The sequence below is a fragment of the Escherichia sp. MOD1-EC7003 genome (assembly GCF_002965065.1).
Classification (GTDB): Bacteria; Pseudomonadota; Gammaproteobacteria; order Enterobacterales; family Enterobacteriaceae; genus Escherichia.
Window position 1 is genome coordinate 1 of record NZ_PTRE01000167.1, and the last position, 10,859, is coordinate 10,859.

Annotated in this window: 11 protein-coding genes, 2 pseudogenes and 1 other annotated feature; of the genes and pseudogenes, 9 read left to right on the forward strand and 4 right to left on the reverse strand. The window is 52.2% G+C overall.

Going from position 1 to position 10,859, the window contains the following annotated elements:
- Positions 1-61 precede the first annotated feature (61 nt).
- Both A7090_RS22325 and A7090_RS22330 read right to left on the reverse strand, forming a co-directional pair.
- A pseudogene (locus A7090_RS22325) lies at positions 62-838 on the reverse strand (LysR substrate-binding domain-containing protein); the annotation flags it as partial.
- 45 nt (positions 839-883) lie between these two features.
- Positions 884-1,708: an SDR family oxidoreductase gene (locus A7090_RS22330; protein WP_105275562.1), complete on the reverse strand. Its 825-nt coding sequence runs from the start codon at positions 1,706-1,708 to the stop codon at positions 884-886.
- A 424-nt stretch (positions 1,709-2,132) separates the two neighbouring features.
- On the opposite strand from A7090_RS22330, the gene hisL reads away from it, so the two are divergent.
- The 9 genes from hisL to hisIE all read left to right on the forward strand — a co-directional run bounded on the left by hisL (position 2,133) and on the right by hisIE (position 9,362).
- The gene (hisL, locus tag A7090_RS22335) at positions 2,133-2,183 is read left to right on the forward strand and encodes a his operon leader peptide (RefSeq protein WP_001364200.1); all 51 of its coding nucleotides are present in this window, start codon (positions 2,133-2,135) and stop codon (positions 2,181-2,183) included.
- Positions 2,159-2,282 (forward strand) — a sequence feature (His leader region). Its footprint overlaps the gene before it by 25 nt.
- Positions 2,283-2,328: 46 nt before the next feature.
- A complete protein-coding gene (gene hisG / locus A7090_RS22345; protein ID WP_105275563.1) occupies positions 2,329-3,228 on the forward strand; it encodes an ATP phosphoribosyltransferase in 900 nt (299 codons plus the stop codon).
- A 5-nt stretch (positions 3,229-3,233) separates the two neighbouring features.
- Entirely contained in the window at positions 3,234-4,538 is a 1,305-nt protein-coding gene (hisD, locus tag A7090_RS22350) for a histidinol dehydrogenase (RefSeq protein WP_105275564.1), read from the forward strand.
- Entirely contained in the window at positions 4,535-5,605 is a 1,071-nt protein-coding gene (gene hisC / locus A7090_RS22355; protein WP_105275565.1) for a histidinol-phosphate transaminase, read from the forward strand. Before hisD ends, hisC begins: the two co-directional genes overlap by 4 nt.
- Positions 5,605-6,672: a bifunctional histidinol-phosphatase/imidazoleglycerol-phosphate dehydratase HisB gene (gene hisB / locus A7090_RS22360; RefSeq protein WP_105275566.1), complete on the forward strand. Its 1,068-nt coding sequence runs from the start codon at positions 5,605-5,607 to the stop codon at positions 6,670-6,672. Before hisC ends, hisB begins: the two co-directional genes overlap by 1 nt.
- Entirely contained in the window at positions 6,672-7,262 is a 591-nt protein-coding gene (hisH, locus tag A7090_RS22365) for an imidazole glycerol phosphate synthase subunit HisH (RefSeq protein ID WP_105275567.1), read from the forward strand. The genes hisB and hisH overlap by 1 nt, the downstream gene beginning before the upstream one ends.
- Positions 7,262-7,999, forward strand: coding sequence for a 1-(5-phosphoribosyl)-5-[(5-phosphoribosylamino)methylideneamino]imidazole-4-carboxamide isomerase (hisA, locus tag A7090_RS22370; protein WP_105275568.1), 738 nt, complete (start codon positions 7,262-7,264; stop codon positions 7,997-7,999). Before hisH ends, hisA begins: the two co-directional genes overlap by 1 nt.
- Positions 7,981-8,757, forward strand: coding sequence for an imidazole glycerol phosphate synthase subunit HisF (gene hisF, locus A7090_RS22375; protein ID WP_105275569.1), 777 nt, complete (start codon positions 7,981-7,983; stop codon positions 8,755-8,757). Before hisA ends, hisF begins: the two co-directional genes overlap by 19 nt.
- A complete protein-coding gene (gene hisIE / locus A7090_RS22380) occupies positions 8,751-9,362 on the forward strand; it encodes a bifunctional phosphoribosyl-AMP cyclohydrolase/phosphoribosyl-ATP diphosphatase HisIE (RefSeq protein WP_105275570.1) in 612 nt (203 codons plus the stop codon). The genes hisF and hisIE overlap by 7 nt, the downstream gene beginning before the upstream one ends.
- A 181-nt stretch (positions 9,363-9,543) precedes the next feature.
- On the opposite strand, the gene wzzB is transcribed toward hisIE, so the two are convergent.
- Both wzzB and A7090_RS26810 read right to left on the reverse strand, forming a co-directional pair.
- Positions 9,544-10,521: an LPS O-antigen chain length determinant protein WzzB gene (wzzB, locus tag A7090_RS22390; protein WP_105275572.1), complete on the reverse strand. Its 978-nt coding sequence runs from the start codon at positions 10,519-10,521 to the stop codon at positions 9,544-9,546.
- A 146-nt stretch (positions 10,522-10,667) separates the two neighbouring features.
- Positions 10,668-10,859: pseudogene (locus A7090_RS26810) on the reverse strand (hypothetical protein); the annotation flags it as partial.

The following is a 10,859-nucleotide window of genomic DNA, read 5'->3' on the forward strand; positions in this document are numbered from 1 at the left end:
TGGACACCACTTTGTCTAATTCGTCAGATTCTGACCAGACGGTTCAGGCTGTACGCTTACCTTTCTTCTCGATTAACGCGCCACTATCAAGAAAACGTTGCGCCAGATAGCGGGGTAAATAGCCGCAGCCGAGGCCGCTAATTTGCAGCTCCAGTTTGGTTTTAAAATCGAAAACGGTAATGGCTTCTTGTTCGTCGAGAAGTTGTGAGGCCGTAGAAGCGCCTGCCTGCGCAGTATCCCCCACCACAATCGCCCGATATCGCTTAATGATACGACGGTTTAACGGTTCTTCTTCCTGGGCTAGTGGGTGATGAGGCGCGACCGCAAAGACGTGTTCCAGATCGCCCAACCGTGAGAAACCAAACTCACTGGAAGATGGTGGCTCATGCATCGCACCAACAATAATATCCGCTCGCCCCTGAGTTAGCGCCTCCCAGGAGCCACCGAGCACGCCATTGATAAACTTCAGGCGCGTCACGCTATGATGTTGATAAAAAGCTTCAATGAGTGGCGCAAGCAGAGAAAAAGGGAAGGTGTCGTCAACGCCAATCACCAGCTCGTTTTCCCAGCCTTCATGCAGTTTGATCGCCTGCTTTTCCAGTTCTCGCACGGTATGTAGAACTTCCCGCCCTTTCTCTAATAACATTTTTCCGGTACGAGTAAACTTAGCGCGATGACCACTACGATCAAGCAATTGAATATTAAGGTCGCTTTCCAGCTTGTGAACGGTGTAACTCAGCGCGGACGGCGTCTTGTAGAGTTTGGCCGACGCCGCCGCAAAACTGCCTTCTTTTTCTAAGGCATCGAGGATCATCAACACATCCAGCAGTGGTTTCATACACGCCCCCTTGCAGTGCATGCGGCGTCCTGCTGGCGTGATTGTTTACTCCAGCGGCATTACCAGCGGATCGGGATACTGGTATTCAAATCCCAGTTCATTACAAATCCGACTGCCATCAATAATCTTACCTTTGCCGCTGTCCAGACTATTTCTGAATTGCGGAGGTTCCAGCCCCAGTAAACGGGCCATTTGTGGATAGAAAACATTACGCGCAGGGTGAGCTGGCGCACATATATTATAGATGTGTCCGCCTTTAGGTGCCTGTAGCAACAGGGTGATGGCACCAATAACATCTTCCTGGTGAACTAAATTCACCCCATGTTCACCATCAGGCGCGGTTTTTCCGGCAAAGAAGCGACCAGGATGACGCCCTGGCCCTACCAGGCCCGCAAGACGCAGAATATCGACCGACGTACCGGGTAAATTGTGCAGCCAGTCTTCGAGTTCTTTTAATACTCGTCCACTGTTAGTCACCGGATTACGCGGGGTGTTTTCTTTTACTGTACCTTGCGCATCACCACAAACAGACGTTGAACTGGTAAAAATAATGCGGGGAATGTGGTAAGCCAGCGCACTATCCACTAACTCTTGTACCGCTTGTAAATAGAACTCATCGCCGGGGCCGCTACGACGTGCCGGAAGCGTAATGACCAGCGCATCGGCATCCATCAGGACATCCAGATCGTCAGAATCGCAAACTAAATCAGGCTCCATGCGAAGCAGATAGCTGTCAATCCCACTCATTCTGGCCGCTTCGACGCCGTCTTGTGTGGTTTTACTCCCGGTGACTTGCCAGCCTCGCGCTGAAAGTGACATCGCCAGCGGCATGCCTAGCCACCCTAACCCGACAATTGCGACCTTTTTCATCCGTTTTCTCCTGATACACCTTAGATCTATAAGGCTACGCCAGCGTATCAAAACTGACAATTCATTCTATGAATGAATTGAAACTGTTAGCAAATAGACAATTGCCTGATGCGCTCCGCTTATCAGCCTACAACAACATCAATACATTGAATTTAGGCAACATTTGTAGGCCGGATAAGGCGTTCACGCCGCATCCGACATGAACAAAGCTCACTTTAGTTACAGAACACAATGTTCTTGAGGGTATTAAAGACATATTTTCACGATTACTTTTTTAACGTAGTCACTCTTAGCCCCCGCCTTTCCTCGCTCATTCATTAAACAAATTCATCGCCATAAAATATATAAAAAAGCCCTTGCTTTCGAAGGTAAAAGTGGTTTAGGTTAAAAGACATCCGTTGAATAAACATTCACAGAGACTTTTATGACACGCGTTCAATTTAAACACCACCATCATCACCATCATCCTGACTAGTCTTTCAGGCGATGTGTGCTGGAAGACATTCAGATCTTCCAGTGGTGCATGAACGCATGAGAAAGCCCCCGGAAGATCACCTTCCGGGGGCTTTTTTATTGCGCGGTTGATAACGGTTCAGACAGATTTAAAGAGGAATAAGAAAATGACAGACAACACTCGTTTACGCATAGCTATGCAGAAATCCGGGCGTTTAAGTGATGATTCACGCGAATTGCTGGCGCGCTGTGGCATTAAAATTAATCTTCACACCCAACGCCTGATCGCGATGGCAGAAAACATGCCGATTGATATTCTGCGCGTGCGTGACGACGACATTCCCGGTCTGGTAATGGACGGCGTGGTTGACCTTGGGATTATCGGTGAAAACGTGCTGGAAGAAGAGTTACTTAACCGCCGCGCCCAGGGTGAAGATCCGCGCTACTTTACCCTGCGTCGTCTGGATTTCGGCGGCTGCCGCCTTTCGCTGGCAACGCCGGTTGATGAAACCTGGGACGGCCCGCTCTCCTTAAACGGTAAACGTATCGCCACCTCTTATCCTCACCTGCTCAAGCGTTATCTCGACCAGAAAGGCATCTCTTTTAAATCCTGCTTACTGAACGGTTCTGTTGAAGTCGCCCCGCGCGCCGGACTGGCAGATGCGATTTGTGATCTGGTTTCCACCGGTGCCACGCTGGAAGCTAACGGCCTGCGCGAAGTCGAAGTTATCTATCGTTCGAAAGCCTGCCTGATCCAACGCGATGGCGAAATGGAAGCATCCAAACAGCAACTGATCGACAAACTGCTGACCCGTATTCAGGGTGTGATCCAGGCGCGCGAATCGAAATACATCATGATGCACGCACCGACCGAACGTCTGGATGAAGTCATCGCCCTGCTGCCAGGCGCCGAACGCCCAACCATTCTGCCGCTGGCAGGTGATCAACAGCGCGTAGCGATGCACATGGTCAGCAGCGAAACCCTGTTCTGGGAAACGATGGAAAAACTGAAAGCGCTGGGTGCCAGTTCAATTCTGGTCCTGCCGATTGAGAAGATGATGGAGTGATCGCCATGAGCTTTAACACAATCATTGACTGGAATAGCTGTACTGCGGAGCAACAACGCCAGCTGTTAATGCGCCCGGCGATCTCCGCTTCTGAAAGCATTACCCGTACTGTTAACGATATTCTCGATAACGTGAAAACGCGTGGCGATGAGGCCCTGCGGGAATACAGCGCAAAGTTTGATAAAACCACGGTTACCGCACTGAAGGTGTCTGCTGAGGAAATTGCCGACGCCTGCGAACGCCTGAGCGACGAGCTAAAACAGGCGATGGCGGTGGCAGTAAAAAATATTGAAACTTTCCACACTGCGCAAAAACTGCCGCCGGTAGATGTAGAAACTCAGCCAGGCGTGCGTTGCCAGCAGGTCACACGCCCGGTGGCTTCAGTGGGTTTATATATTCCTGGCGGCTCTGCCCCGCTCTTCTCAACGGTATTAATGCTGGCGACTCCGGCGCGTATTGCGGGCTGTAAAAAAGTAGTGTTGTGCTCACCACCGCCGATTGCCGATGAAATTCTTTACGCGGCGCAGCTGTGCGGTGTGCAGGACGTGTTTAACGTCGGTGGCGCACAGGCCATTGCCGCTCTGGCATTTGGTACTGAATCCGTGCCAAAAGTGGACAAAATCTTCGGACCGGGCAATGCCTTTGTCACCGAAGCAAAACGTCAGGTGAGCCAGCGTCTGGACGGTGCGGCGATCGATATGCCCGCAGGCCCGTCGGAAGTGCTGGTGATTGCTGACAGCGGCGCAACGCCGGATTTCGTGGCTTCTGATTTGCTCTCCCAGGCAGAACACGGCCCGGATTCACAGGTGATTTTACTGACGCCCGATGCTGATATAGCGCGTCGCGTTGCCGAAGCCGTCGAACGCCAGCTGGCAGAGCTGCCGCGAGCCGAAACCGCACGCCAGGCACTGAACGCCAGTCGCCTGATCGTGACCAACGACTTAGCACAATGCGTGGCAATCTCCAACCAGTACGGCCCGGAGCACCTGATCATTCAGACCTGCAACGCCCGCGAACTGGTCGATGGCATCACCAGTGCCGGTTCGGTATTTCTTGGTGACTGGTCACCGGAATCGGCAGGTGATTACGCCTCCGGCACCAACCACGTGCTGCCGACTTACGGTTACACTGCCACCTGCTCCAGCCTCGGGCTGGCAGATTTCCAGAAGCGCATGACCGTGCAGGAACTGTCGAAAGAAGGTTTCTCCGCACTGGCTTCAACCATTGAAACACTGGCCGCCGCCGAGCGCCTGACCGCCCACAAAAATGCCGTTACTTTGCGTGTTAACGCCCTTAAGGAGCAAGCATGAGCACCGTGACTATTACCGATTTAGCGCGTGAAAACGTCCGCAACCTGACGCCGTATCAGTCGGCGCGTCGTCTGGGCGGTAACGGCGACGTCTGGCTGAACGCCAACGAATACCCCACAGCCGTGGAGTTTCAGCTTACTCAGCAAACGCTCAACCGCTACCCGGAATGCCAGCCGAAAGCGGTGATTGAAAATTACGCGCAATATGCAGGCGTAAAACCGGAGCAGGTGCTGGTTAGCCGTGGCGCGGACGAAGGTATCGAACTGCTGATTCGCGCTTTTTGCGAACCGGGTAAAGATGCCATCCTCTACTGCCCGCCAACGTACGGCATGTACAGCGTCAGCGCTGAAACCATTGGCGTCGAGTGCCGCACAGTGCCAACGCTGGACAACTGGCAACTGGACTTACAGGGCATTTCCGACAAGCTGGATGGCGTAAAAGTGGTCTATGTTTGCAGTCCCAACAACCCGACCGGGCAACTGATCAATCCGCAGGATTTTCGCACCCTGCTGGAGTTAACCCGCGGTAAAGCCATTGTGGTTGCCGATGAAGCCTATATCGAGTTTTGCCCGCAGGCATCGCTGGCTGGCTGGCTGGTGGAATATCCGCACCTGGCTATTTTGCGCACACTGTCGAAAGCTTTTGCTCTGGCGGGGCTTCGTTGCGGGTTTACGCTGGCAAATGAAGAAGTCATCAACCTGCTAATGAAAGTGATCGCGCCCTACCCGCTCTCGACGCCGGTTGCCGACATTGCAGCTCAGGCGTTAAGCCCGCAGGGAATCGTCGCCATGCGCGAACGAGTGGCGCAAATTATTGCAGAACGTGAATACCTGATTGCCGCACTGAAAGAGCTCCCCTGCGTGGAGCAGGTTTTTGACTCCGAAACTAACTACATTCTGGCGCGTTTTAAAGCCTCCAGCGCAGTGTTTAAATCTTTGTGGGATCAGGGCATTATTTTACGTGATCAGAATAAACAACCCTCTTTAAGCGGCTGCCTGCGAATTACCGTCGGAACCCGTGAAGAAAGCCAGCGCGTCATTGACGCCTTACGTGCGGAGCAAGTTTGATGAGTCAGAAGTATCTTTTTATCGATCGCGATGGGACCCTGATTAGCGAACCGCCGAGTGATTTTCAGGTGGATCGTTTTGACAAACTCGCCTTTGAACCGGGCGTGATCCCGGAACTGCTGAAGCTGCAAAAAGCGGGCTACAAGCTGGTGATGATCACCAATCAGGATGGTCTTGGAACACAAAGTTTCCCGCAGGCAGATTTTGATGGTCCGCACAACCTGATGATGCAGATCTTCACCTCGCAAGGCGTACAGTTCGATGAAGTGCTGATTTGCCCGCACCTGCCCGCCGATGAGTGCGACTGCCGTAAGCCGAAAGTAAAACTGGTGGAGCGTTATCTCGCTGAGCAAGCGATGGATCGTGCCAACAGTTATGTGATTGGCGATCGGGCGACCGATATTCAACTGGCAGAAAACATGGGCATTAATGGTTTACGCTACGACCGCGAAATCCTGAACTGGCCGATGATTGGCGAACAGCTCACTAAACGCGACCGTTACGCCCACGTGGTGCGTAACACCAAAGAGACGCAGATTGACGTTCAGGTGTGGCTGGATCGCGAAGGCGGCAGCAAGATTAACACCGGCGTTGGCTTCTTTGATCATATGCTGGATCAGATCGCCACACACGGCGGTTTCCGTATGGAAATCAACGTCAAAGGCGATCTTTATATCGACGATCACCACACCGTCGAAGATACCGGTCTGGCGCTGGGTGAAGCGTTAAAAATTGCCCTTGGCAACAAACGCGGTATTTGCCGCTTTGGTTTTGTGCTGCCGATGGACGAATGCCTTGCCCGCTGCGCACTGGATATCTCTGGTCGCCCGCACCTGGAATATAAAGCTGAATTTACCTACCAGCGCGTGGGCGATCTCAGCACCGAAATGATCGAGCACTTCTTCCGTTCGCTCTCTTACACCATGGGCGTGACGCTGCACCTGAAAACCAAAGGTAAAAACGATCACCACCGTGTAGAGAGCCTGTTCAAAGCCTTTGGTCGCACCCTGCGCCAGGCCATCCGCGTGGAAGGTGACGCCCTGCCCTCGTCAAAAGGAGTGCTGTAATGAACGTGGTGATCCTTGATACCGGCTGCGCCAACCTGAACTCGGTGAAGTCAGCCATTACGCGTCACGGCTATGAACCCAAAGTCAGCCGTGACCCGGACGTCGTGTTGCTGGCCGATAAACTGTTTTTACCCGGCGTTGGCACTGCGCAAGCAGCGATGGATCAGGTGCGTGAGCGCGAGCTGTTTGATCTCATCAAAGCCTGTACCCAACCGGTGCTGGGCATCTGCTTAGGGATGCAACTTCTGGGGCGGAGCAGCGAAGAGAGCAACGGCGTCGATTTGCTGGGCATCATCGACGAAGATGTACCGAAAATGACCGACTTTGGTCTGCCACTGCCGCATATGGGCTGGAACCGCGTTTACCCGCAGGCAGGCAACCGTCTGTTTCAGGGGATTGAAGACGGCGCGTACTTTTACTTTGTTCACAGCTACGCAATGCCGGTCAATCCGTGGACCATCGCCCAGTGTAACTACGGCGAACCGTTCACCGCGGCGGTACAAAAAGATAACTTCTATGGCGTGCAGTTCCACCCGGAGCGTTCCGGTGCCGCTGGCGCTAAGTTGCTGAAAAACTTCCTGGAGATGTGATGATTATTCCGGCATTAGATTTAATCGACGGCACCGTGGTGCGTCTCCATCAGGGCGATTACGGCAAACAGCGTGATTACGGTAACGACCCGCTGCCACGCTTACAGGATTACGCGGCACAAGGTGCCGAAGTGTTGCACCTGGTAGATCTGACCGGGGCAAAAGATCCGACTAAACGACAAATCCCGCTGATTAAAACCCTGGTGGCGGGCGTTAACGTTCCGGTGCAGGTTGGCGGTGGCGTGCGTAGCGAAGATGACGTGGCAGCGTTACTGGAAGCAGGCGTTGCACGCGTGGTGGTCGGCTCCACCGCAGTGAAATACCCAGAAATGGTGAAAGGCTGGTTTGAACGCTTCGGTGCCGATGCGTTAGTGCTGGCACTGGATGTCCGTATTGACGAGCAAGGCAACAAGCAGGTGGCAGTCAGCGGCTGGCAAGAGAACTCGGGGGTTTCACTGGAACAGCTGGTGGAAATCTATCTGCCCGTCGGCCTTAAACATGTGCTGTGTACCGATATCTCGCGCGACGGCACGCTGGCAGGCTCTAACGTCTCTTTATATGAAGAAGTGTGCGCCAGATATCCGCAGGTGGCGTTTCAGTCCTCCGGCGGCATTGGCGACATAGATGATGTCGCTGCCCTGCGTGGTACGGGTGTGCGCGGCGTAATAGTTGGTCGGGCATTACTGGAAGGTAAATTCACCGTGAAGGAGGCCATCGCATGCTGGCAAAACGCATAATTCCATGTCTCGACGTTCGTGATGGTCAGGTGGTGAAAGGCGTACAGTTTCGCAACCATGAAATCATTGGCGATATCGTGCCGCTGGCAAAGCGCTACGCCGAAGAAGGTGCAGACGAACTGGTGTTCTACGATATCACCGCTTCCAGCGATGGCCGCGTGGTAGATAAAAGCTGGGTATCTCGCGTGGCGGAAGTGATCGACATTCCGTTCTGTGTGGCGGGTGGGATTAAGTCGCCGGATGACGCCGCGAAAATTCTTTCTTTTGGCGCGGATAAAATCTCCATCAACTCCCCTGCACTGGCAGACCCGACATTAATTACTCGCCTGGCCGATCGCTTTGGCGTGCAGTGTATTGTGGTCGGTATTGATACCTGGTACGACGCTGAAACCGGTAAATATCATGTGAATCAATATACTGGCGATGAAAATCGTACTCGCGTCACTCAATGGGAAACCCTCGACTGGGTAGAGGAAGTGCAAAAACGCGGGGCCGGAGAAATCGTCCTCAACATGATGAATCAGGACGGCGTGCGTAACGGTTACGACCTCGAACAACTGAAAAAAGTGCGTGACGTTTGCCACGTCCCGCTGATTGCCTCCGGTGGCGCGGGCACCATGGAACACTTCCTCGAAGCCTTCCGCGATGCCGACGTTGACGGCGCGCTGGCAGCTTCCGTATTCCACAAACAGATAATCAATATTGGTGAATTAAAAGCGTACCTGGCAACACAGGGCGTGGAGATCAGGATATGTTAACAGAACAACAACGTCGCGAACTGGACTGGAAAAAAACCGACGGACTGATGCCGGTGATTGTGCAACATGCAGTCTCCGGTGAAGTGCTAATGCTGGGCTATATGACCCCGGAAGCCTTAGACAAAACCCTCGAAAGCGGCAAAGTCACCTTCTTCTCGCGCACGAAACAGCGACTGTGGACCAAAGGCGAAACGTCGGGTAATTTCCTCAACGTGGTGAGTATTGCGCCGGACTGCGACAACGACACGTTACTGGTACTGGCGAATCCCATCGGCCCGACCTGCCACAAAGGCACCAACAGTTGCTTCGGCGACACCGCTCACCAGTGGCTATTCCTGTATCAACTGGAACAACTGCTCGCCGAGCGTAAATCTGCCGACCCGGAAACCTCCTACACCGCCAAACTGTATGCCAGCGGCACCAAGCGTATTGCGCAGAAAGTAGGCGAAGAAGGTGTGGAAACCGCACTGGCCGCGACGGTGCATGACCGCGTAGAACTGACCAACGAGGCGTCTGACTTGATGTATCACCTGCTGGTGTTGTTGCAGGATCAGGATCTGAATTTAACAACGGTGATTGAGAACCTGCGTAAACGACATCAGTGATGTTGCGGGCTGCGGATGCGATGTTGTTGTCGCATCCGCAGCCATTGCCCGATGCGCAAGCTTATCGGGCCTACTATTCGCTCTGCACATGTAGGCTGGATAAGATGCGCCAGCATCGCATCCGGCAAAAAAAACGGGCAAGGTGTCACCACCCTGCCCATTTTATTTAAAACCGAAAAGATTACTTTGCGTTGTAATTACGCAGCGCATTACGCCCCAACACAATCCCCGCGCCAACCATGCCGCCCAGCAGCACCGCCAGAATCAAAGTAATTGCCTTTTTCGGGCTATCGCGACGAATAGGTAACGTCGGTTTCATGACATAGCGGTAAGCATGAATATCAAGATCATCAGTTTTTAAGTTTTCGATATCCAACAGGTTTTGACGAGTCTGATAGTAGTTTGGTGAGAACACCAACGGACGAGTCGCTTCATGCTCAATCATCGACTCCAGTGCTTCGCTTCCCAAAAGCAACAACGTATCTTGCGTCACATCTTCAGTCTGCTGAACCTGTGGCTTTGTCACCTGCGCCTGATTCGCATACTGCAACGCTTCCTGAATCTGACGGATACGCAGATCTTTCTGCTCCTGGGCAACCACTTCCTGGGTCTTCAGAGAATCCTGCAAGTTTTTCATACGCAGCGCGATGTTGTCTTTCAGGTCTTTTTCCAGTTCTTTATTTATCTGGTTGTCAACTTGCTGGATATACTTCTCCAGCTGTTTCTGCGCACCTTCCGCTGTTTCACCCTCATAAGAAACAGCTAAAGGTAATGACTGATTTTTAACGGTAGGTTCAATAGTTAGCTTTTCAGGTTCTTCCTGGTTATCCAGCATTTCTGTTAATGCTGAAAATGCAGTGCTGCAACGTTCGATAAGTGAAGCCTGAAGGTCGGAGACTTTCGGTACAGCCGATCCGTAGATCACATTCATCGCGTTGGTATAACCCGCGATTTGCCCCACATCAGGTTGAGTAACGATGGCTGTGGAAGTCCATTTTTCTTTGGCAACGGCCAGGTACCCGATAGCCAGAGCTATAGCCACAATGACAGAAATGATGATAGTCATCTTGCCGCGCCATAGTTGGAGCAGTAAATCAATCAAATCAATCTGTTCCGGGTCATGGTGTTGCCCAGAAACATTATTATTTTCTACGTTCATCATTACCCTAACGGACGAAATAATCTTAAGTCACCATAGTTTAGCGATAATCGCCATGAATGCTATAGGATAAATGATAAAAACAATGAATTAATACGTAAATAACAAAAGAGAATCAGGGCAAAAATCGCCTTGGTTACAGGATGTTAGTCGCTGCCGAAAAGATCACGGGTGTAGACCTTATCGGCCACATCCTTAAGCTCTTCTGCCATACGGTTGGAAATAATGACGTCGGCTTGTTGTTTGAAGGTGGCGGATCTCGAGACTGTAATTTGAATTGTGTATCTGCCTGTTTTTGATATGTTCACTCCAACACCGGAGACAGGCAAATTATGGAC